This is a genomic window from Nonomuraea sp. NPDC050451 (assembly GCF_044458585.1).
Genome location: NZ_JBITHZ010000015.1, coordinates 104,602 through 126,256 on the forward strand (window position 1 = coordinate 104,602; position 21,655 = coordinate 126,256).

Consider the following 21,655-nt stretch of genomic DNA (forward strand, 5'->3'; position numbering starts at 1 on the left):
GAGTCAGGCGATCCGCGGCAGGTCGGCGAGGCGGACCTGCCCGTGCAGCGGCCGTCCCGTGACGAACCGTTCGACCTCGCCCACCGCGTACTCTCCCAGCGCGCGCAGCTCCCTGCCCCGGGCGCCGCTGACGTGCGGGGTCACCCAGACGCCGGGCGCGGCCAGCAGGGGATGGCCCGCCGGGAGGGGCTCAGGGTCGGTGACGTCGAGGATCGCGTTGAGCCTGCCGGACACGCACTCGCCGGTGAGCGCCTCGGTGTCGACGAGCGTGCCGCGGGCGGTGTTGATCAGCGTGGCGCCGTCCGGCATCAACCCGAGGCGGCGCTTGTCCAGCAGCCGGTACGTCTCGGGCAGGGCGGGCGCGTGCACCGTCACCAGGTCGGCGCGGCGGCACAGGTCGTCGAGGCCGACGGGCTCGCAGCCGAGCTCGCGGGCCTGGCGGGCGTCCAGGTAGGGGTCGTGGAGCAGCGGGGTCACGCCGTACGGTCTGAGCCGCTCGATCACCAGCCGGCCGACGCGTGAGGCGCCGATGACGCCGACGGTGGCGGCGCCGAGCCCCGCGCGTTCGCCGGGAGCCGGCACGCCGCCGGGGTGGGGGCCGTCCGGCCAGCCGCCCTTGGCGTAGGCGTGGATCCGGCGCGGCACCGACTTGGCGGCCAGGACCAGCATCGAGACCGTGTAGTCGGCCACCGGCACCGCGTTCGCCGCGGCGGCCGACGACACCACGATGCCCCGCCGGAACACCTCGGCGGTGACGTGCTCCTTGACGCTGCCGGCGGCGTGCGCGATGGCCCGCAGCCTGGGCGCGCGCTCCAGCACGGCCGCGTCGATGCGAGGGCATCCCCATCCGGTGATCAGCACGTCCACGTCGGCGAGCGTCCCCCCGAGGTGGGGCAGCACGGCGTCGGGGGCGTCGACCAGCCCGGCCAGCCGTTCGCGCACGTCATCGGGGAAGATCTCGCCGAACAACGCGCCGTGCATCGCGAAGGCGGCCCTCACCGCACGCTCCGCAGGCGCCCCACCGAACTCCTGACCACGATGTGGGTGCCGAGCGTGATCGGCGGCTCGGCCAGCGGGTCCTTGCCGGACAGGGCGAGGCGTACGGCGGCCCGGCCCAGCTCGGCGTGCGGCAGGTGGACGGTGGTCAGCCCGATGTCCTCGGCCGGGGGCACGTCGTCGTAGCCGACGATGGAGATGTCCTCGGGAACGCGCAGGCCGTGCTCGTGGATCGCCTGGACGGCCCCGGCGGCGATCACGTCGGTGGCGGCGAAGACCGCGGTGAAGTCGTCGTGCCCGGCGGCGAGCCGCCGCTTCATCGCCGCGTAGCCGCTGGCCCGGTCGAAGTCGCAGCGCACCTCGAGCGCCGGGTCGTGGCCGATCCCGTGGTCGGTGAGGGCCGCCCGGTAACCCGCCACCCGGCTGTCGGACGTGGTGTGGCCGGGGCGCAGCCCCAGATAGAGGATGCGCCGGTGCCCGGCCGACAGCAGGTGGGCGGTGACCGCGTGGGCTCCGCCCATGTTGTCGAAGCCGACGGTGAGCGCGGGGACCCCCTCGCCGAGCGGCGGCCGGCCGCACAGCACCAGGCGCGAGCCCGAGGAGGCCAGCCCGTGGGCGTAGCGCGTCATGCGTTCGCGGTAGTCGTCGTCCAGGATCACGCTGCCCACCAGGATCACCGCCTCGGCGCGCTGCTCGCGCATCATCTGGACGATGCTGAGCTCGCGTTCCATGTCGCCGCCGGTGGTGCAGATGAGCGACAGGCGCCCCTCGGCGGCGGCCTGCTCCTCCACGCCCTGGGCGATGTAGGCGTAATAAGGCATGGACACCGAGTTGACGACGATGGCCACGGCTCCGGGCGAGGCCACGGACAGCGCCCTGGCCTGGGCGTTCGGCACGTAGTCCAGCTCGCGCACCGCGCGCAGCACCTTGTGCCTGGTGCTCGGCTGCACCGGGTAGTCACCGGCCAGGGTGCGCGAGACGGTCGCCACCGAGACCCCGGCGTGCTTGGCGACGTCGCGGATGGTGACGCGTTTAGCCGGTCCAGACAACGCGCTCCCCCACGGGTCCGTTGCGGGTGTAGCCGGGCTCGCGGCCGAGCGCGACCGTGATCCGCGATCCAGCGGCATCATTCCACGAGACCCGGTCGCCCTCCACGTGGATATCCGGCGCCTGCGCAGAGGAGCCGCGGCCCAGCCGCACCGCCGAGACGTACACCACGGCGCCGCCCGGGTGGGCGCCGACCAGGTACGGCGTGGCGGAGTGCGGGCCGATCGCGTTCTCGTCCTGGCGCAGCGCCGCCTGGGCGGTGCGCCAGCCGTGCAGCCCGGCGATCTCGCTCACCAGGCCGGTCACCGGGCCGCTCACTGGGCCGGTCCCCACGGACGCGGTGAGCCCGGCCAGGGTGACCGCGCAGGGCTCGCCGGAGGCGAGGGCGTGACCGCCGTCGCGGACCACGCTGCCCGCCGGGGCGGTGACGCGGTGCACGCGTACCTCCCACGGGCCGTCGAGCACGGAGGCGGTCTCCACGACGACCTCGCCGTCGGCGTAGCGGGAGGCGGCGAAGCCGTGGGCGATGCCGATGCGCTCGATGCGGCGGCGGCGGGTGGCGCGCCCGTCGGGGAGGAGCACGGCGAGGTGGTTGTCGACGTTCTCGGCCCGGCCGCCGGGGCCGGTCTCGGGCGCGGTGTGGGTGGAGTAGCCGAGCTTGGCGTAGTGCGGGTCGTCCTTGGCGGAGTCGGGGTCGTTGCCGTCGCTGCCGTGGTTGACCAGGCGGGTGACGCCGTCGGTGCGGTGCAGGAGCCAGCCGGGCGCGGGCAGGGTCAGGGCGAGGTCGCCGTCGGCGGGCGCGGTGGCCGGAGCCGTCCAGACCGGGTGGTCCGGGCCGAGCAGCAGGCCCAGGAATCCCTTGCTCGCCCAGTACGGCGACGCCGGCCCCGAGTAGCCCTGGGTCGCCGGCAGGTGCGGCCGGTGCCATCCCAGGGTGAGCAGGCCGCGCTCGTCGGGCGCGCCGTGGGCGGCGAAGTGGTCGAGCGTGCGGCCCGCCATCAGGCGCGTGGTCCCCGGCTCGACGGGGGAGGCGTCGAAGATCGCGCCCAGCCAGAGCGGGGCCAGGCTCGCCATGCGGTACGTGAGCGACCGGCCCTGGTGCATCGGGGCGCCGTCGGGGGCGAAGAAGTGCCGGTAGCCCTCCAGGAACGTGCGCAGCCGCTGCTTGTGGACGGTGGCGTCGGCGCCCGACATCCTGGCCCACCACAGCGTGTAGAGGTGGATGGCCCAGCCGCAGTAGTAGTCGTAGTTCTGCCCGGCGCCGTCGGTGTACCAGCCGTCGCCGACGTACCAGCGCTCCACGTCCGCGAGGTGCCCGTCGATCTCGCCCTGGTCGTACGGCCCGCCGACCCCGGCCAGGAACTGCTCGACGATCACCTTGAACAGCACCCAGTTGCACGGCCAGGCGCGCTTGCCCACGATCCCGCCCAGCCAGGACACCACCCGCTCCTGGACACCGGGATCGAGCCGGTCGAACAGCAGCGGCCGGGTCTCGTGCAGCGCGATCGCGATCGAGGCGGCCTCCACGATCGTCTGGTTCAGATCGGTGATGGCCGGCCAGGCGTACTCGTGGCCGGGGTCCGTGCCGTGCGCGAGCCCGTCGGCGTAGCGCTCCAGCAGGCCGGCGGGCGCGTCGGCCGGGTCGCCCGCGAGGCGGAACGCGGCGAGCAGGAAGGTGCGCGCGAACCCTTCCAGCCCGTCGGAGGCGGCTCCCGACCAGCTCGTACGGCCCGGCAGCCGGTACTGCGCGAAGCCAGGGGAGGCGTACGGCACCACGGCGTCGAGCAGCCCGTCCGCCACCTTCACCCAGTGCTCGCGAGGGCGGTCAGCGCGCACGACTACCTCCTGGTAATCGGTTACTAGTCGGCTCCGGCCGAACATAAGCGTGCTCCACAACCGCCGTCAAGAGCCGTCCTCGGCGAAGGTAACGAGATGCTAACAACTCCACCGAGCCCTCCCGTGAAACCCCTGGTAAGCAGGGAATTTCCGGAACCGGCGCCACGTGGACGGGTCTTGACGGCCGTGTAATCGGCTCTTAGCGTTCAGCGCAACTTGTCGAGTAACCGGTTACCAAGCCATTCGCCCCCAGCCGTTCTTGGAGTCTCGACATGGCCTATCGAATCGATCCCTCCAGCCTCAGCCGTCGCGACCTGATCAGGCTCGGCGGCGGCGCCCTCCTCGTCACCACGTCGCTGTCGGCGTGCACCGGCGGCGGATCGCAGGGCGGCGCGCAGCCGTCCAGGAGCGCACCGCCGGCCGATCGCCCGCTGGAGGCCCCGGCGCTCGCCGAGCAGGTCAAGGCGGGCAAACTCCCCGCGCTCGCCGAACGGCTGCCCGAGATGGCGGACCGCCTGGTCGTGGACGGGCCCGAGGGCCTGGGCGGCTACGGCGGCACGTACCACGGCGCCTGTCTCGGCGAGGGCGACGACCCGTGGCTGGAGCGCCTGATCGCCTACGAGCCGATGCTGCGCGTGGACCCGGCCGGCAAGACGACGCTGCCCGGCACGTTCAAGGAGATCACCGCCAACGCCGACGGCACCGAGTACACCCTGCACATGCGCAAGGGCATGCGCTGGTCGGACGGCGAGCCGTTCACCGCGGACGACGTGATGTTCGCGATCGAGGACGTCTACTTCAACGAGAAGGTCACCGTGACGGGGCCGCCGCCGCTGCTGCACGTGAACGGCGAGCGGGCCAAGGCCGAGAAGGTCGACGACCACACCGTGAAGCTCACCTTCCCCAAGCCCAAGGGCGACTTCCTCGACGGCTGCCGCGGCGGCACCTGGTGGGCGACCAACTTCGGCTTCTTCCCCAAGCACTACCTGAAGGACTTCCATCCGACGTACAACAAGGACGTCGAGAAGGACATGAAGAAGAAGGGGTTCGGCGAGTTCGCGCCCTACTGGGAGGACAGGATCAAGTGGTGGAACAATCCTGACCGCCCGACCCTGCACGCGTGGGTGGTGACCGACCCGCTCAACACCGGGGACCGGGCGGTGGCCGAGCGCAACCCGTACTACTGGAAGGTCGACTCCGGCGGCGCCCAGCTGCCCTACATCGACAAGCTGGAGTTCGCGATCATCCAGGAGACCGAGGTGATGCTGCTCCAGGGCGTGGACGGCAAGCTCGACTTCCACGCCCGGCACATCAACTCCGACGTGAACAAGCCGGTGCTGGCCGAGGGACGCCAGAAGGGCGGCTACCACTTCATCAAGGTCGAGCCGACCACGATGAACCGGATGATCATCTCCCTGAACCTCTGCCACAAGAACAAGGAGCTGCGCGAGGTCTTCAGGAACAAGGACTTCCGCGTCGGCCTGTCCCACGCCATCGACCGGCAGAACATCATCAACACCGCCTACCAGCGCCAGGGCGAGCCCTGGCAGGCCGCGCCGCACCGCAACTCGGAGTTCTTCGACGAGCAGATGGCCAAGCAGTACACACAGTACGACGTGAACCTGGCCAACCAGCACCTCGACAAGGCCGGGCTGAGCAAGAAGGACGACGAGGGCTTCCGCCTGCTGCCGGGCGGCGACCGGCTGCGCTTCTCCCTCGACCTGATCACGCTGTTCCCCGAGTGGGCCAACGCGGCCGAGCTGGTCCGCCAGAACTGGGCGGCGGTCGGCGTCGAGATGAAGGTCAACCCGATCGAGCGCACCCTGTTCTACGACCGCAAGCTGGCCAAGACCAACGACCACGACGCGAACGTCTGGGCCGGGGACGGCGGCCTGCGCATCGAGATCGACGAGCCGCGCTGGTGGTTCCCCAACGGGGAGGAGTCCAACTACGCCACCCGCTGGGGCATGTACTTCCAGACCCGCGGCAAGAGCGAGGACGGGGAGAAGCCGCCCGCGGAGACGCTGCGCCAGATGGAGCTCTACTGGCAGATGCAGACCGAGCCGGACCAGGCCAAGCGCAAGGAGCTGTTCCGGCAGGTCCTCGCGATCGCCAAGGAGCAGTTCTACGCCATCGGGATCGTCCTGCCCACCGACGGCTACGCGATCGTCAGCAACAAGCTGAAGAACGTGCCGGCGAGCTACCCCGACGCGTTCCAGTTCCTCTCGCCCGGGCCCGTCAACGTGCCGACCTGGTACTTCGGGGCCTGAGACGATGCTGCGCTACATCGGCAGGCGCGTCCTCGTCCTCATCCCGACGCTGGTCGCCATCTCCGTCATCACGTTCGTGGTGATCCAGCTCCCGCCGGGCGACTACCTGACCACGCTGACCGCGCAGCGGGCCGCCCAGGGCGACGCCGTGCCCACGGGCGAGCTGGCCCGGCTGACCGAGCGCTACGGCCTGGACCAGCCGGTCATCGTGCAGTACTGGCAGTGGATCTCCAACATCCTGTTCCACGGCGACTTCGGCGAGTCCTTCGACTACGCCCGGCCGGTCACCGCGCTGCTCGCCGAACGGCTGCCGCTGACGATCACGCTGTCGCTGGTCACGCTCGTCTTCATCTGGGCGGTGTCGTTCCCCATCGGGGTCTACTCCGCGATCCGGCAGTACTCCGCGGGCGACTACACCTTCACCTTCCTCGGCTATCTCGGGCTCGCCGTGCCCAACTTCCTGATCGCGCTGGTGCTGATGTGGATCGGGCTCAAGTTCTTCGGCCTGAACGCGGGCGGGATCCTCTCGCCGGAGTACCGCGACGCCCCGTGGAGCCCGGCCAAGGTCGGCGACCTGATGGCCCATCTGTGGATCCCGATCGTGATCTGGGGCACGGCCGGCACCGCGGGCAACATCCGCGTGCTGCGCGCCAACCTGCTGGACGAGCTGCGCAAGCCGTACGTGGTCGCGGCCAGGGCGCGCGGCATGCCCGAACGGAAGATGACGATCATGTATCCGGTGCGGGTGGCGATGAACCCGTTCTTCTCCACCATCGGCTGGGTCCTGCCCGGACTGATCGCGGCCGACGCGATCACCTCCAAGGTGCTCAACCTGCAGACCACCGGGCCGCTGATGCTGCGCGCGCTGCTCGCCCAGGACATGTACCTGGCCGGGGCGATCCTGCTGATCAGCGCGGTGCTGGTGGTGGTGGGGACGCTGGTCTCCGACGTCGCGCTCGGCTGGCTGGACCCGCGCGTCCGGCTCAGGTATTAGGGAGGGCCCGAACGTGAAGGATGAGACCCTCGCCGTCGCGTCGCAGTGGAAGCTCGTCTGGTGGGGCTTCAAGCGGCATCGGGTCGCGCTGGTCTGCGGCTTCGTCACCGTCGCCATCTACCTGGTGGCGGTCTTCGCGCCGTTCCTCGCCCCCGGCTCCGGCCAGAAGACGAACGCCGACTACACCTACGCGCCGCCGCAGGCGCTGCGCTTCGACACCGGCACCGGGCTGTACGTCCACCCGTACACCTTCAAGCAGGACCCGGAGACGCTGGCGCTGTCGTTCGAGGCCGACGAGGGCAAGAAGGTGCCGGTCGGGTTCTTCGTCAAGGGCGAGCCGTACGAGCTGCTCGGGTTCATCCCCTGGGACCGGCACCTGATCGGCCCGGAGAACCCGGGCGGGCCGCCCATGTACCTGCTGGGCACCGACTCGGTGGGCCGCGACCTGCTGTCCAGGATCATCAGGGGCACCACGGTCTCCATGTCGATCGGGCTGGTCGGCGTGCTGCTCTCGCTGGTGCTGGGCGTCGTGCTCGGCGGCGTGTCGGGGTACGTGGGCGGCCGGACCGACACGGTGATCCAGCGCGTCATCGAGATCATCATGTCGATTCCGACGATCCCGCTGTGGATGGCGCTGTTCGCGGCCGTGCCGGCCTCGTGGAGCCAGCTCGAACGCTACTTCGCGCTCACCGTCGTCATCTCGCTGGTGGGCTGGACCGGCATGGCCAGGGAGGTGCGGGGCAAGTTCTTCGCGGTACGCGGCGAGGAGTACGTCATGGCCGCGACCGCCGACGGCGCCGGGCGCTTCCGCATCATGTTCCGGCACATGCTGCCGTCGTTCACCAGCCACATCATCGCCAACCTGTCGCTGTCGATCCCGTCGGTGATCCTGGCCGAGACCGCCCTGTCGTTCATCGGGCTCGGCCTGCAGACGCCGATGATCAGCTGGGGCGTGCTGCTGCAGGAGGCGCAGAACATCCGGGCGGTGTCCACCGCGCCCTGGATGCTGATCCCCGGCATCGCGGTCGTGGTGACCGTGCTGGCCATGAACTTCTTCGGCGACGGCCTGCGGGACGCGGCCGACCCGTACAAGCACTGACGCCCCTTTCGGGAGGACCTCGTGGAAGAGCCGCTGCTCAGGATCGAAGGGCTGCGCACCCACTTCTTCACCTCGGAAGGCGTGCTCAAGGCCGTGGACGGGGTGGACCTGTCGGTGCCGGCGGGCAGGACCGTCTGCCTGGTCGGCGAGTCGGGGTGCGGCAAGTCCGTCACCGCGCGCTCGATCCTGCAGCTCGTGGACCGGCCGGGCCGGATCGTCGAGGGCTCGATCCGCTGGAAGGGCGCGACCGACCTGGCCGGGCTCGACCCGGCCGGGGAGGAGCTCCGGCGGGTGCGCGGCGGCGAGATCGGCATGATCTTCCAGGAGCCGATGGCGTCCCTGTCGCCCATGTACACGGTGGGCGCGCAGCTCTCCCAGGCCCTGCGGCTGCATCGCGACCTGACCAGGCAGGAGGCCCGGCAGGAAGGCGTCGCGCTGCTGCGCAAGGTCGGCATCCCCAACGCCGAGCAGCGCTTCGACGCCTACCCGTTCCAGCTGTCGGGCGGCATGTGCCAGCGTGTCATGATCGCGATCGCGCTGTGCTGCGACCCGGCGCTGCTGATCGCCGACGAGCCGACCACCGCGCTCGACGTCACCACCCAGGCGCGCATCCTCGACCTGATGATGGACCTGCGCGCGCAGAACGACATGGCGATCCTGTTCATCACCCACGACCTCGGCGTGGTCGCGGAGATCGCCGACGAGGTCGCCGTGATGTACCTCGGCAAGGTCGTCGAGCACGGCACCGTGGAGGAGATCTTCTCCGACCCCCGCCACCCGTACACGCGTGCCCTGCTCCGCTCGATCCCGGAGCTGCGGGGCGGCGGCGCCCGCCGAAGGCTGACCGCGATCCGCGGCATGGTGCCGTCGCTGCACCGGGTGCCGGACGGGTGCCCGTTCCACACCCGCTGCGACCACGCGATCGACGGGCTCTGCGACAGCACGCCACCCCCGCTCAAGAGGTACGGCGAGGCGCACGTGGCCTCCTGCCACCTCGACGAGGTCCCGGCCGAGCCCCTGGCCCCGGCGCTCCAGGTCGCCGAGCGGGCCGCCCCCGCCGCCGAGGCGGCCGGACCCCTGCTCAGGGTCGAGGGGCTGGCCAAGCACTACCCGATCGGCGCCGGCCTGTTCCGCAAGCCGATCGGGGTCGTCCGCGCCGTGGACGGGGTCGATCTGACGATCCTGCCCGGACAGACGCTCGGCCTGGTGGGGGAGTCGGGCTGCGGGAAGACCACGCTCGGCCGCTGCGTCGCGCGGCTGGCCGACCCGACCGCGGGGCGGATCCTCTACCGGACCGCGCCGGGGGACGAGGTCGATCTCGCCACGGTGACCGGGTCCCGGCTGAAGGAGTTCAGGAGGCAGATCCGGGTGATCTTCCAGGACCCGTTCTCCTCGCTCAACCCCCGGATGACGCTCCAGCAGATCGTCGGCGAACCCCTCAGGACGCACGGCATCGCCTCCGGCGGCGAGCTGAGGGACCGGGTGGCGGACATGCTGGCCCGCGTCGGGCTCCGCCCGGAGTACATGCGGCGCTATCCGCACGCCTTCTCCGGCGGCCAGCGGCAGCGCATCAACATCGCGCGGGCCCTGATCACCGGGCCCCGGCTCGTGGTCGCCGACGAACCGGTCTCCGCGCTGGACGTGTCCGTCCGCGCCCAGATCCTGAACCTGCTCACCGACCTGCAGGAGGAGCTCGGGCTGACGTACCTGTTCATCTCGCACGACCTGTCCGTGGTGGAGCACATCAGCGACCGGGTCACCGTCATGTACCTGGGCAAGGTCGTGGAGGACGCCGACACGGCCGACCTCTACCGGGAGCCGCGCCACCCGTACACCGAGGCGCTGTTGCACGCCGTGCCGGTGCCCGACCCGGCGCGGCGGCGGGAGCGGCACGCGTACGAGATCGCCGACGACCTGCCCGACCCGGCAGCGCCGCCGCCCGGGTGCCGCTTCCACACCCGGTGCGCGCACGTCCGCGCCGGGTTGTGCCACACCGACGTGCCCGACCTGCGGGTGTACGGTGAGCGGCGGCGGGCGGCCTGCCACCACGCGGCCGAGCTCACCCTCGCCGGGGTGGGGTCAATGGCACGTGAAGCGGAGGTCGACGGCCGGATGGCCGGGCGGGACGCGTAGCCGCAGGCGGTGGACGGTGTCGGGGCGGCCGTAGTGGTCGCGCGTGTCGAGCGTCTCGACCGTCGCCGCGAACCCGGGATGGTCGAGGGTGACCAGGCCGTCCCAGCTCACCCGGCCGCCATGCGGTTCGGGCCGGATCCGGCTGATGAACACCTCCTCGACCGGGACCTCGCCGCTGAACTCGTCACGCAGGTCGAGCCGGCCGTCCCGGTGCCAGTGGAACCGGCGGACCACGGGCGCCGGGTAGGCGGAGCTGAGGTCGAGCGCGAAGGTCAGGCCGTCGGGCGTCTCGGCGTACTCCAGCACCTCGGCGCGCCCGCCGCGCTGCGGGACGCCGCCGACGACCGGGAGCGAGTGGCCCTCCGCCGAGGGGTGTAGGAAGGTGTGGCGCCTGTCGCCGAAGTAGTCCCGCGTGTACTCGCCGGCCCCCAGGTCGTCCAGCACGTTGCGGCCGCCGGCCCTGAGGACGAAGTGGCCGAGGTCGTCGTGGTTGTGCGGCTCGTCGTTGTGCCCGCCCTTGGCTGCGAAGCCGTAGCCGTGCTCCCCCCGGTCCACCACCCAGGCCAGGTCGGGCAGGTAGCTGGTGTTCTCCACCGGACGCGACCGCACCGGGCGGTACCAGGAGAGCGTCCTGGACAGGTGGGCCCACCGGTAGCAGTGGTCGGCGTGGAACGAGGGCACGCCGTCCGGCCCCGGCGTGCCGAAACGCTCGGCCAGCCGGGTCAGCAGCCCGGCCGGGAGGAACGGGTCGTCCGTCGTGTCCGAGAACGGCACGTGCCCGCCGTCGGCGAAGCGCACCCGGTGCGGGAACGCGGCCATCGCGGCCACCTTGGGATCGTCGAGCAGATCCTCCCCGGTGCGCTCGCGCAGCGCCTCGGCGAAGTAGACGAAGTAGCCGAACCCGTAGACCCAGTACGCGACGCCTTCGACGCATCCGCCGTCGTCCCCGTACCCGTCCAGGAAGCGCCGCATCGCGGCCCGGCACCGCGCCAGCACCGGCTCGGGGTCGTCCAGCACGGCGAGCGCCGCCATCCCGGCGGCGCCCCCGCACACCGCCTCCCAGTTGTTGCCGAACCCCTCCCACTCCATGGGACGCGGATCCAGGAACCGGTCGAGGACCCGTTTCATCACCTCTGCGCGGGCCCGTTCGCCGACCACCGGATCCACCTCCCCGGCGAGCTCGGCCAGCGTGTGGGCGGTCTCGCAGGCGAACAGGTCGACGGGCATCGACTGGTGGGCGGGCAGCACCCACGTGTACTCGTCGCAGGTCGCCCACACCACGTCGTCGAGCGCGTCCCCAGGGGGATCGAGCAGGGTGGGATCGAGCAGGCCGAGAGCCGCGAGCCTGGCGCGGCGGGCGAAGTAGCGCCGCTCGTAGCCCAGCCGCTCGCCCGTGCGCCCGAACTCGCGGAAGGCCGTGTAGGGCAGGCCGGGCAGCGGCTCGTCGCTCGCCGCGACCTCGCGGATCTCGCGTTCCAGACCGGACAGCACGGGTCCGATCATAAAGAAACGGGCGGTCCGGCATCTCGCCGGGCCGCCCGCTTTGCGGGATCAGCCGCTGGTGAGCGTGAAGCCCTGTTCGGTGCCGAAGGCGGTGATGCGGTCCTGCCAGGACTTCAGCGCGCTGGCCAGGTCGCCGTTGCCGTCGATGGCCTGGCCCACGGTGTCCTTGAAGACGCTGTTGGCGTACACCTGGAACGGCAGGTACTGCCAGTCGGGGCGGACGGCGGCCGAGGCGTCGCCCAGGACCTGGTTGATCTTCTGCCCGCCGAAGAAGTCCTGCGGCGCGTCACGGAAGGCCGGGTCGTCGAGCAGCGCCTTCGTGGCGGGGAACAGCCCGGCCTCGGTGTTCAGCGACTTGACGGCCTCCGGGTCGGAGTTGAGCCACTCGGCGAAGGCGACGGCGGCCGGGATGTTCTTGCTCTGCGGGATGACCGCGACCGACGAGCCGCCGTTCTCGGAGTTCATCGGCTTGGCCGCGTCGAACTGCGGCATCGGGGCGACCGCCCACTTGCCCTTCGTCTTGGGGATGGAGTTGATGATGCCGTTCGGGGCCCAGGCGCCGGTCAGCCAGGCCGCGTACTTGCCGGAGCCCATGCCCTTCCACCACTCGTCCGTCCAGCCGGGCTGCGGGTCGACCAGCTTGTCGCCGAGCAGGGTGCTCCAGGTGCTGACCCACTGCTTGGCGCCGGGGTCGGAGGACAGCGTGACGCTGACCGAGCTCTCGCCCGAGGTCTTGAACGGCGTGCCGCCCGCCTGCCAGATCATGCTGTCCACGCCGCCGGCGTCACCGGGGTCGATCGTGGTGATGAAGTTGTCCGGGTTGTCGGCCTTGATCTTCTTGGCCGCGTCCACGAACTCCGCCCACGTGGTCGGGGGCTTGATCTTCAGCTTGTCGAAGATGTCCTTGCGGTAGAACATCGCCATCGGTCCGGTGTCCTGCGGGATGCCGTAGACGCCGCCGTTGATCGCCACCTGGCCCCACGCCGCGGGGGCGAACTTGTCCTTCAACGAGGCGGCGCCGTAGTCCGCCAGGTTGACGACCTGCTTGGCCAGCGCGAACTGGGGAAGCGCGAAATACTCGACCTGCGCCACGTCGGGCGCGCCGGAGCCGGCCTTGATCGCGGTCTGCAACTTGGTGTACTGGTCGGCGGACTGCCCCGCGTTCACCACGTTGACCTTGATGTTCGGATATTTCGCCTGGAAACGGGCGACGGTCTTCTCGATCCCCGTGACCCAGGTCCAGAACGTCAGCTCGGCCGGCTTGCTCAGCGCGTCCTGGACGGCCGCCGTCGCGCTCGGGGCGGCGGCCGGTGCGGTGGCGCCCCCTCCAGAACCGCCACCGCACGCGGCCAGTGCCAGCGACAGGGCCGCGGCCACACCGGCGGTCATCGCATGTCTTCTCATGATGTTTCCTCACTCACGGGGGTTACTGCTTGACGCTTCCGGTGGCCAGGCCCGACTGCCAGTACCGCTGGAGCACCAGGAAGGCGACGATCAACGGCACGATCGACAGCAGGCTGCCGGTCAGGATGAGCTGGTAGCTGGCGTCGCCGGCGCCCGAGGTGCCGCTGTTGGCCTGGGCGTTCCACTGGTTGAGCCCCACGGTGAGCGGGAACCAGTCCGGCGTGTTCAGCACGATCAGCGGCAGGAAGTAGTTGTTCCAGGTCGCGACCAGCGCGAAGAGCAGGACCGTGACGAACCCGGGGGCCAGCAGCCGCAGGGCGATGGTGCGGAAGATCCTGAACTCGCCCGCGCCGTCGATGCGGGCCGACTCCAGGATCGAGTCGGGCACGGCGTCGGCCGCGTAGACCCGCATCAGATACAGGCCGAACGGGCTGCACAGCGCCGGGATGAGCACCGCCCACGGCGTGTCGACGAGGCCGACCTGGCTGAAGAGCAGGTACGTCGGCACCGCCAGGGCCGTGCCCGGGATGGAGATCGCGCCGAGCACCATCGCGAACAGCAGCTTGCGGCCCGGGAAGTCGTACTTCGCCAGGGCGTACCCGCCGAGGGTGGCCAGCAGGGCGGCACCGCCCGCGCCCACCACGGCGTAGAGCACGGTGTTGCCGAACCAGCGCAGGAAGATGCCGTTCTGGTAGCTCAGGGTGTCGCCGATGTTGGCGAACAGGTGGAAGTCCCCGCCGAACCAGAGCCCGAAGGTCGAGAACAGGTCGGCGCCGCTCTTGCTGGCGTTGGCCAGCAGCCAGAACAGCGGGAGCACCGCGTACCCGAACATCACCAGCATGATCACGGTGAGGGTGGCGCTCTTCCTGCGGCGCCTGGCGGCAGGGGATCGGTGCTGGCCGGGCCTGCGCGTGGCGACGCCGGCCACAGGGGCGGTCACAGGGTCTGCTCCCTTCTCGCCGTGATGAGCTGCACGGCGTACGCGACCACGACGGTGACGAGGCCGAGAAGCACGGCGACGGCGGCCGAGTAGTTGATCTGCTGGCCGTTGAAGGCGAGGTTGTAGGCGTACATGTTGGGCGTGTAGCCGGTCGAGATCACCGCGGGCGCGAGCTTCTGCAGGATGTTGGGCTCGTTGAAGAGCTGGAAGCTGCCGATGATCGAGAAGATCGTCGCCACGAGCAGCGCGGGGCGCAGGGCGGGCAGCTTGATGCTCCAGGCGACGCGGATGGCGCCCGCCCCGTCCATCTCGGCGGCCTCGTAGAGCTCCTCGGGGATGGCCCGGAGCGCGGCGTACAGGATGATCATGTTGTAGCCGACGTACTCCCAGGTCACCATGTTGCCGATGGAGGTCAGCATCCAGGAGCGCGACAGCAGGTCGGGGACCGCGACGCCGAGCGCGTCGCCGATCTGGCCCGTCAGGCCGAACTGGTCGCCGTACATGTAGCCCCACATGAGGGCCGCCACCACGGCCGGCACCGCGTACGGCATGAAGATCGAGATGCGGAACAGCGACGGCCAGCGCAGCCGGCCGCTGTCGATGGCGAGCGCGCACCCCAGGGCGATGAGCAGCATGATCGGCACCTGCACGACCAGGAAGAGCGCCACGCGGAGCAGGCCCGCTCCGAACAGCGCGTCGCCCAGGGCGCGGGTGTAGTTGGCCAGCCCGGAGAAGACCGTGCCGCCGATGAGGCGGTCCTGGAAGAAGCTGAGGTAGATCGCGTACACCAGCGGCGCGACCACCGCGACCAGGAAGATCACGAAGAACGGCAGGAAGAAGGCGTAGCCGGCGACCTGCAGACGCAGGAGCGGCCGACCGAGGCCGGGCCGCGCGGCCCGCGCGGTCATGTCGCGCTCCTCTGCGATGTTCGCGCTGCCACGAATACTGGCACTGAGCTCTCCTTGTCGGGGGCCATCTGCGGCGGGTGAGCCGCGCTGCTACCTGCGCCACCGTGGGCCTGCACGCTGCGGTAGCTGCGATGATCGTGTGTTTACGTAAACATGAAGAAGGTGTCCCGTAGTCTGAAGCCGCCGCAGGATCATGTCAATAGGTAACCGTCAGTTAACACATGTGGCGATTTAGTGGTGTTTTGTGTCGACCGCTCGCGGCCATTGACGAGTAGGGCATGTTTACGTAAACATCTGGCGAGAGCATCGGACGATCAGAGGTGGCAGTTGGACGGGACGACCCAGGAATCACCGGCGGGACGGCGCTCTCGCAGACGGCCGTCCATGGCCGACGTCGCCGCGATGGCCGGGGTGTCCAGCCAGACGGTCTCCCGGGTGGTCAACAACCGCAGCAACGTCGAGGAGGAGACCCGCCAGCGCGTGCTGTCGGCCATGCGGGTCCTCGGCTACCGGCCCAACACCGCCGCGCGTGCCCTGGTCACCGGCCAGTTCCGCACCCTGGGCCTGATCAGCTTCGGGCTCTCCAGCTTCGGCAACGCCCGCACCGTCGACGCCGTCACCCGGGCGGCGCAGCGCGCCGGCTACACCGTGAACATGATCGCCGTCGAGTCGCAGACCGAGCAGGCCGTGCACGAGGCGTTCGACCAGCTCACGCTGCAGGCGGTCGACGGCATCGTGCTCATCGAGGCGCAGATCCTCGACACCCCCTCGCTCCGGCTGCCGCCGGGCGTCCCGGTCGTGATGGCCGACGGCGACGTCAGCCACCGCCACCCCATGGTGGACACCGACCAGTCGCTCGGCGCCCGGCTCATCACCAGCCACCTGCTCGACCTCGGTCACGAGACCGTCTGGCACGTCGCCGGGCCCGAGGACTCCTACGCCGCGCGGCGCCGGGCCGAGTCCTGGCACGCCACCCTCAAGGAGGCGGGAGCCGCCACTCCCCAGTTACTCTTCGGCGACTGGAGCGCGGCCAGCGGATACAAGGCGGGACGCGAACTGGCGCGGCGGCCCGGCGTGACGGCCGTCTTCGCCGCCAACGACCAGATGGCCCTCGGCGTGATGCGCGCGATGATCGAGGCGGGCCACCGCATCCCCGACGACGTCAGCGTCGCCGGCTTCGACGACCTCGACGAGTCGGCCTATCTCTCCCCGCCGCTCACCACCGTCCGCCAGGACTTCGACGTGGTGGCCGAGAAGATCGTGTCGCTCATGATCGGCCAGATCGAGACCGGGGCGGCCCCCTCCGCCACCGCTTTCGTCGCCCCCGAGCTGATCGTCCGGCAGAGCACCGGCGCGCCGCCCCGCCCATGACGACGGGTTCGTAACCAGAAAGAAGGGAGGAGCGGCGGACCTCGCCAGACGAGGCCGCCGCGCCCGACGATGAACGCCGTACCTCGCGATGTCAGGCCGGTCTCCGGGACCGCCGGCGCCCCGTCCCCGGCCGACCGGCTCCGGCGCCGGCTCGGCGGCGTGGCCTTCGGCGGCGACTACAACCCCGAGCAGTGGCCGGCCGAGACCAGGGCGGAGGACCTGCGCCTCATGGCCGAGGCCCGGGTGAACCTCGTCACCGTCGGCGTGTTCGGCTGGGCCCGCGTGGAGCCGGCGCGCGGCGCGTACGACTTCTCCCTCTTCGACCAGGTCCTGGATGACCTGCACGCGCACGGGATCACCGCCGACCTCGCCACCATGACGGCCTCGCCGCCGCCCTGGCTGGTCCACGAGCACCCCGAGATCCTGCCGGTCACCGCTGACGGGACCGTGCTCGGCCCCGGCGGGCGGCAGCACTTCTGCCCGTCCAGCCCGGTCTACCGCGAACGCGCCGCGCTCCTGGCGGAGCGGCTGGCCGAGCACTATCGCGACCACCCGGCCCTCGGCCTGTGGCACGTCGGCAACGAGTACGGCTGCCACATCCCCGCCTGCTACTGCGAGGTGTCGGCGGACGACTTCCGCCGCTGGCTGCGCGAGCGGTACGGCGACGACATCGAGGCGCTGAACGACGCCTGGTCGACGGACTTCTGGGCGCAGCGCTACGCCACCTTCGACCACATCCGGCCGCCCCGGGTGGCTCCGACGTACCCCAATCCGGCCCAGCAGCTCGACTACCTGCGCTTCAGCAACGAGGCGCTGCGCGCCTGCTACGACTTGGAGGCCGCCATCCTGCGGCGCGTCACCCCCGACGTGCCGATCACCACGAACTTCCTGGCAGGTCTGAAGGCCGTGGACGTCTTCGACTGGGCGCCGGGCGTGGACGTCGTGGCGGTCGACTCCTACCCCGACCCCCACGACGAGCGGCCGCACCTCGCCCCCGGCCTGGTGTACGACACGATGCGCGGCGCCGGCGGCGGGGACCCGTGGATCCTCATGGAGCAGGCGCCGAGCGCGGTGAACTGGCGGGCCAGGAACGCCATCAAGCAGCCGGGCCAGATGCGGCTGTGGAGCTGGCAGGCGGTCGCGCACGGCGCCGACGCGATCCTCTACTTCCAGTGGCGGCAGTCACGGGGCGGCGCCGAGAAGTTCCACTCCGGGATGGTGCCGCACGCGGGCGCCGACAGCAGGGTCTACCGGGAGATCGTGGCGCTGGGCACGGAACTGGCCTCGGTGCCCGACCTGGCCGGCACCCGGGTGCGCAACCAGGTGGCGATCCTGCTCGACTGGAACAGCTGGTGGGCGCTCGAGCTCGACTCCCACCCCTCCGACGGCGTACGCCAGCAGGACCGCCTGCTCGACCACTACGGGCCCCTGTTCGAGCTCGGCGCGGGCATGGACGTGGTGCCGCCCTCCGCCGATCTGACCGGCTACAAGCTGGTCGTCGTGCCCAACCTGTACCTGCTGGCGGGCGAGGACGCGCGGCGCGTCTCGGCGTACGTCTCCGGCGGCGGCGCGCTGGTCGTCTCGTTCTTCAGCGGGATCGTGGACGAGCACGACCGGGTCCACCTGGGCGGCTATCCCGGGCCGCTGCGCGAGGTTCTCGGGGTGCGGGTCGAGGAGTTCTGGCCGGCGGCCGAGCACGAGACCTTCCCCGTCCGGGGCTGCGGGGAGCTGTCGCACCTCGAGGGGACGGCCGACCTGTGGCGCGAGGACCTGCGGCTCACCGGGGCCGAGCCCGAGCTGGTCTTCGACGGTCCCGACGGCCGCCCGGCCGTGACCAGGCACGAGTTCGGCGCGGGAACCGCCCGCTACCTGTCGACCCGCCTCGACGGGGCCGCCATGCGGGCGGTCCTCGCGCGGGCGCTCGACGAGGCGGGCGTCACCCCCGCCGTCGAAGGGCTGCCTCCCGGGGTCCAGGCGAGCGTGCGCGACGGAGCCGACCGCCGCTTCCTGATCCTGCTCAACCACACCGGCGAGAAGCACGACGTCACCCCCGGCGGAGAGTGGACCGACGCTCTCTCGGGCGAGGACGTCGAGTCCGTCACGCTGCCGCCCTCGGGCGTCGCCGTGCTCCGCTCCCCGGCGGGTCAGTAGACGAACGGCCAGCCCGCGCTGTCGTACCCGAGGAGGTTGATGCCCAGCAGGGGCGCGCCGTTGTCGGCGTAGTAGTGGTAGTAGAGCACCTCGGCGTCGCTGTCGGGGACCACCGCCTGGTGGCCCGGCCCGTGCACGCTCCCGTGCCCGGCCAGGACCTGGGTGCCGCCGCCCGAGGTCATGGCGACGCCGTTGCGGTCCACGTACGGGCCGGTGACGCTGGTCGAACGGCCGACCATGATCCGGTAGGTGCTGCTCGCCCCCTGGCAGCAGGCGTCGAACGACACCCACAGGTAGTAGTACGAGCCGTGCCGGAAGATGAACGGCGCCTCGATCGCGGTCGTGCCGCCGGTGCGCTGGGCCAGGCCGGTGATCGAGGTGCCGAGGCGCCTGCCGGTGGCGGGGTCGAGCTGGATGAGCTTGATCCCGGTCCAGAACGACCCGAAGGAGAGCCACCAGCGGCCCTGGGCGTCCACGACGAGGTTCGGGTCGATGGCGTTGTAGTTGCTCGACGAGGTGGTGGAGATGATCAGGCCCTGGTTCGTCCAGGAGCCTGACGCGCCCGTGGTGCTGGTGGCCAGGAAGATGGCCGAATTGCGCGAGCCGAACGTCGACGCCGAGTAGTAGAGGTAGTAACGCCCGTTGCGGTAGGAGATGTCGGGCGCCCACAGGCTGGCGCTGCCGCCGGTGTAGGACGTGGTCCACGGCGCGCCGCCGGGGAAGACCACGCCTGCGTTGTGCCAGGCGGTCCGGTCGGTCGAGGTCTTGATCGTGATGTTGTCGCCGGTGTGCACCAGCAGGTAGGAGCCGTCGGGTCGCTTGACCACGCTCGGGTCGTGCACGCCGATGTCACCCGTCACCCGCCCGGGGTTGGGATAGGACGACGGGGGAGTGGTCGGCGTGGCCAGGGGCACGGGCTCGGGCCGCACCGCGGCGGCGCCGAGCAGGAGGGCGACGAGAGCTCGTTTCCACATGACGTGACAGTCTCTGTGAGCACCAACACTTGACTGGCCAGAGTTACCGTTCACATGGGGGGTGTCAAGCACGCCTGCCGCCGCCGCAGGTCGGGTGCCTGAAACTTTCACACCCGACCTGCGCGCTCATGACGAGGGCGGCTCGGTGCGCTCGGTCAGCTCGCGCAGGCGGCGCAGCAGCGCGGCCTGGCGGGCATGCGCGCGTACGGCCAGCACGAGCGCCGCCGCGACGAACAGCACCCCGACCACCAGCGGCAGCCCCGGCCCGGTGCCGCGCTGGACGGCGACGGCGGCCAGCACTCCGGTGGTGGTGAGCGAGGCCGCCAGGCCAAGCCAGGCGGCGATCACCCGGTCGGCGGCGAACAGCGGCACCCGGCGCGTCACCAGCCAGCCGCCGTAGCCCGCCCAGGCCAGGCAGAACACGGTGAGCATCCCGAAGGCCAGGTGGGTACGCCCCGGCAGCGGCCCGGGCTCGCTCCACCACAGCGCGCCCGCGAACAGCGCCCCGGCCAGTCCGGCCAGCAGCGCCACCATTGCCCGGAGCCGCCGCTTCGGCGACAGGGCGGGCTCCAGCCGCTCGATCAACTCTCGCGCCGACAGGCGTGGTCCGTCCTCGGTCATGCCCGGGATCCCTTCTCCTCGAGGTGTTCACGCAGCAGGCGACGGGCACGGTTGAGCCGGGACTTGACCGTGCCTGCGGGGATCCGGCAGATCTGCGCGCAGTCCTCCACCGACAGGTCCTCCAGGTAGAACAGGACGAGGATCTCCCGCTCCAGCACCGGCAGCTCCGACAGGGCGCTCACCAGCTCGGCCCGGTCCGCGATGGCGTCCACCATGGCCTCCACCGGGTCCTCGGCGGCCACGGCGGGGGCCGCGAGCTCCTCCCGGGCGTACTGGCTGCGCAGGCGGTCGGTCACCGACCGGCGGGCGATCGTGAACAGCCAGGGCGCGAACCTGGCGGGCTCCCGCAGCCGGGGCAGGCCCCGGATCACGGCCAGCCACACCTCCTGGCTCACGTCGTCGGCCCGCTCGGCGTCCAGCATGCGCCGTACGTACGTCCACACCGGCACCCGCCAGCGGTCCACCAGCTCGGCCAGTGCCGCCCGCTCACCCAACTGGGCGCGGACCACCAGCAGCTCATCGGTCATTTCGTCCTCCCGTCACCCAGCACAGTCGGACGGGAAGCCGACGAGGTTCACGGTCCGCTCCCTCCCACGCGGCACAGCCGGTTCGACGGCCAAAAGTACTACCCCGCCGGCGGCCGAAAGGCGGAACGAGCACGAGCCCTTACGCCGATGAACCGGCCCCGCCCCCGTTGCCACCATCGAGCCATGACCCCCACGACGAAGGCGGGCCGGCTCATCCCGGCCGGACTGCTCGCCCTCAGCGCCGTCCCCGTGATCGCGGGCGCCGTCCGCGTGGCCGAGCTGACCGGCGGCGCCGCCGTCACCCCGGACAACGCCCGCTTCTTCGCCGCCCCCGCGCCCGTGCTGCTGCACATCGCCGGCGTCACCGTCTACACCGTCCTGGGCGCCTTCCAGTTCGCGCCCGGCTTCCGCCGCCGCAGGCCCGCCTGGCATCGGGCGGCCGGGCGGCTGCTGGTGCCGGCCGGCCTGGTCGCGGCGCTCGCCGGTCTCTGGATGACGCTGTTCTCCGACCTGCCCGCCGGCGACACCGGACTCCTGACCGTCTTCCGCCTCGCGGCCGGCTCGGCCATGGCCGGCTCCCTCGCCCTCGGCCTCGCCGCGATCCTGCGCCGCGACGTCGCCCGGCACCGCGCCTGGATGATCCGGGCGTACGCGCTCGGCATGGGCGCGGGCACGCAGGCGGTGCTCCTGTCCGCCTGGTACGCGGCCACGGGCGGCGACGCCCACACCGACGCCAGGGCACTGCTGCAGGCCGTAGGCTGGGGCCTCAACCTCGCCGTGGCCGAATGGGCCATCCGCAGGCGCCCCCGGAGGACGGCCGGCCGGTCGTCCGTGACCGGTTGAGCCTCCGGGGCCGGCGGCCAGGGGATCACCGCATCGGT

At 71.2% G+C, this 21,655-nt stretch carries 17 protein-coding genes; 7 read left to right on the forward strand and 10 right to left on the reverse strand.

The features are described from left to right. Nucleotides 1-3: 3 nt before the first annotated feature. The 3 genes from ACIBI9_RS36975 to ACIBI9_RS36985 are packed head-to-tail and all read right to left on the reverse strand — an operon-like array spanning nucleotide 4 to nucleotide 3,879. Nucleotides 4-999, reverse strand: coding sequence for a hydroxyacid dehydrogenase (locus ACIBI9_RS36975; protein WP_397229173.1), 996 nt, complete (start codon nucleotides 997-999; stop codon nucleotides 4-6). Next, complete coding sequence (locus ACIBI9_RS36980; protein ID WP_397229175.1) at nucleotides 996-2,045, reverse strand: LacI family DNA-binding transcriptional regulator; 1,050 nt, start codon at nucleotides 2,043-2,045, stop codon at nucleotides 996-998. The genes ACIBI9_RS36975 and ACIBI9_RS36980 overlap by 4 nt, the downstream gene beginning before the upstream one ends. After that, the gene (locus ACIBI9_RS36985; protein ID WP_397229177.1) at nucleotides 2,029-3,879 is read right to left on the reverse strand and encodes a DUF2264 domain-containing protein; all 1,851 of its coding nucleotides are present in this window, start codon (nucleotides 3,877-3,879) and stop codon (nucleotides 2,029-2,031) included. The genes ACIBI9_RS36980 and ACIBI9_RS36985 overlap by 17 nt, the downstream gene beginning before the upstream one ends. 272 nt (nucleotides 3,880-4,151) lie before the next feature. On the opposite strand from ACIBI9_RS36985, the gene ACIBI9_RS36990 reads away from it, so the two are divergent. From ACIBI9_RS36990 to ACIBI9_RS37005, 4 genes are read left to right on the forward strand one after another with little or no spacing between them, the layout of a single operon-like run. Next, nucleotides 4,152-6,149, forward strand: a complete 1,998-nt coding sequence (locus ACIBI9_RS36990) for an ABC transporter substrate-binding protein (protein ID WP_397229179.1) — start codon at nucleotides 4,152-4,154, stop codon at nucleotides 6,147-6,149. Between the two features lie 4 nt (nucleotides 6,150-6,153). Then, entirely contained in the window at nucleotides 6,154-7,143 is a 990-nt protein-coding gene (locus ACIBI9_RS36995; RefSeq protein ID WP_397229181.1) for an ABC transporter permease, read from the forward strand. A 13-nt stretch (nucleotides 7,144-7,156) separates the two neighbouring features. Next, on the forward strand, nucleotides 7,157-8,242 hold the full coding sequence (locus tag ACIBI9_RS37000) for an ABC transporter permease (protein ID WP_394492674.1): 1,086 nt from the start codon (nucleotides 7,157-7,159) through the stop codon (nucleotides 8,240-8,242). Nucleotides 8,243-8,263: 21 nt separating this feature from the next. Then, nucleotides 8,264-10,375, forward strand: a complete 2,112-nt coding sequence (locus ACIBI9_RS37005) for a dipeptide ABC transporter ATP-binding protein (protein ID WP_397229183.1) — start codon at nucleotides 8,264-8,266, stop codon at nucleotides 10,373-10,375. On the opposite strand, the gene ACIBI9_RS37010 is transcribed toward ACIBI9_RS37005, so the two are convergent. From ACIBI9_RS37010 to ACIBI9_RS37025, 4 genes are read right to left on the reverse strand one after another with little or no spacing between them, the layout of a single operon-like run. Then, on the reverse strand, nucleotides 10,322-11,866 hold the full coding sequence (locus ACIBI9_RS37010) for a hypothetical protein (protein WP_397229185.1): 1,545 nt from the start codon (nucleotides 11,864-11,866) through the stop codon (nucleotides 10,322-10,324). The two genes, ACIBI9_RS37005 and ACIBI9_RS37010, sit on opposite strands and share 54 nt — an antisense overlap. 60 nt (nucleotides 11,867-11,926) lie before the next feature. Then, on the reverse strand, nucleotides 11,927-13,282 hold the full coding sequence (locus ACIBI9_RS37015; protein WP_397229187.1) for an ABC transporter substrate-binding protein: 1,356 nt from the start codon (nucleotides 13,280-13,282) through the stop codon (nucleotides 11,927-11,929). 22 nt (nucleotides 13,283-13,304) lie between these two features. Beyond that, nucleotides 13,305-14,222: a carbohydrate ABC transporter permease gene (locus tag ACIBI9_RS37020; protein WP_394492670.1), complete on the reverse strand. Its 918-nt coding sequence runs from the start codon at nucleotides 14,220-14,222 to the stop codon at nucleotides 13,305-13,307. After that, the gene (locus tag ACIBI9_RS37025; protein WP_397229189.1) at nucleotides 14,219-15,130 is read right to left on the reverse strand and encodes a carbohydrate ABC transporter permease; all 912 of its coding nucleotides are present in this window, start codon (nucleotides 15,128-15,130) and stop codon (nucleotides 14,219-14,221) included. Before ACIBI9_RS37025 ends, ACIBI9_RS37020 begins: the two co-directional genes overlap by 4 nt. Before the next feature lie 384 nt (nucleotides 15,131-15,514). On the opposite strand from ACIBI9_RS37025, the gene ACIBI9_RS37030 reads away from it, so the two are divergent. Together ACIBI9_RS37030 and ACIBI9_RS37035 are read left to right on the forward strand one after the other, a co-directional pair. Next, nucleotides 15,515-16,501 carry a LacI family DNA-binding transcriptional regulator gene (locus tag ACIBI9_RS37030; RefSeq protein ID WP_397229191.1) on the forward strand — a complete coding sequence of 329 codons (987 nt, stop codon included), beginning with the start codon at nucleotides 15,515-15,517 and terminating at the stop codon, nucleotides 16,499-16,501. A gap of 69 nt (nucleotides 16,502-16,570) precedes the next feature. Further along, entirely contained in the window at nucleotides 16,571-18,652 is a 2,082-nt protein-coding gene (locus ACIBI9_RS37035; protein WP_397229193.1) for a beta-galactosidase, read from the forward strand. Here ACIBI9_RS37035 and ACIBI9_RS37040 read toward each other — a convergent pair. The 3 genes from ACIBI9_RS37040 to ACIBI9_RS37050 form a co-directional block, all read right to left on the reverse strand. After that, nucleotides 18,646-19,626 (reverse strand): arabinan endo-1,5-alpha-L-arabinosidase, encoded by a 981-nt coding sequence (locus ACIBI9_RS37040; protein ID WP_397229195.1) that lies wholly within the window; start codon nucleotides 19,624-19,626, stop codon nucleotides 18,646-18,648. The two genes, ACIBI9_RS37035 and ACIBI9_RS37040, sit on opposite strands and share 7 nt — an antisense overlap. A gap of 126 nt (nucleotides 19,627-19,752) precedes the next feature. After that, entirely contained in the window at nucleotides 19,753-20,247 is a 495-nt protein-coding gene (locus ACIBI9_RS37045) for a hypothetical protein (protein ID WP_397229197.1), read from the reverse strand. Continuing rightward, nucleotides 20,244-20,774, reverse strand: a complete 531-nt coding sequence (locus ACIBI9_RS37050) for an RNA polymerase sigma factor (protein WP_397229199.1) — start codon at nucleotides 20,772-20,774, stop codon at nucleotides 20,244-20,246. The genes ACIBI9_RS37045 and ACIBI9_RS37050 overlap by 4 nt, the downstream gene beginning before the upstream one ends. Nucleotides 20,775-20,957: 183 nt before the next feature. On the opposite strand from ACIBI9_RS37050, the gene ACIBI9_RS37055 reads away from it, so the two are divergent. Continuing rightward, nucleotides 20,958-21,617, forward strand: a complete 660-nt coding sequence (locus ACIBI9_RS37055) for a DUF2306 domain-containing protein (RefSeq protein ID WP_397229201.1) — start codon at nucleotides 20,958-20,960, stop codon at nucleotides 21,615-21,617. Nucleotides 21,618-21,655: the final 38 nt, after the last annotated feature.

What these genes read in the sequence shown, in the direction of transcription:
- ACIBI9_RS37035 (WP_397229193.1), top strand. Translation starts at nt 16,571, where the DNA reads ATGAACGCCGTACCTCGCGATGTCAGGCCGGTCTCCGGGACCGCCGGC.
- ACIBI9_RS37050 (WP_397229199.1), bottom strand. Translation starts at nt 20,774, where the DNA reads ATGACCGATGAGCTGCTGGTGGTCCGCGCCCAGTTGGGTGAGCGGGCG.
- ACIBI9_RS37025 (WP_397229189.1), bottom strand. Translation starts at nt 15,130, where the DNA reads ATGACCGCGCGGGCCGCGCGGCCCGGCCTCGGTCGGCCGCTCCTGCGT.
- ACIBI9_RS37040 (WP_397229195.1), bottom strand. Translation starts at nt 19,626, where the DNA reads ATGTGGAAACGAGCTCTCGTCGCCCTCCTGCTCGGCGCCGCCGCGGTG.
- ACIBI9_RS36995 (WP_397229181.1), top strand. Translation starts at nt 6,154, where the DNA reads ATGCTGCGCTACATCGGCAGGCGCGTCCTCGTCCTCATCCCGACGCTG.
- ACIBI9_RS37045 (WP_397229197.1), bottom strand. Translation starts at nt 20,247, where the DNA reads ATGACCGAGGACGGACCACGCCTGTCGGCGCGAGAGTTGATCGAGCGG.
- ACIBI9_RS37015 (WP_397229187.1), bottom strand. Translation starts at nt 13,282, where the DNA reads ATGAGAAGACATGCGATGACCGCCGGTGTGGCCGCGGCCCTGTCGCTG.
- ACIBI9_RS37030 (WP_397229191.1), top strand. Translation starts at nt 15,515, where the DNA reads ATGGCCGACGTCGCCGCGATGGCCGGGGTGTCCAGCCAGACGGTCTCC.
- ACIBI9_RS37055 (WP_397229201.1), top strand. Translation starts at nt 20,958, where the DNA reads ATGACCCCCACGACGAAGGCGGGCCGGCTCATCCCGGCCGGACTGCTC.
- ACIBI9_RS36990 (WP_397229179.1), top strand. Translation starts at nt 4,152, where the DNA reads ATGGCCTATCGAATCGATCCCTCCAGCCTCAGCCGTCGCGACCTGATC.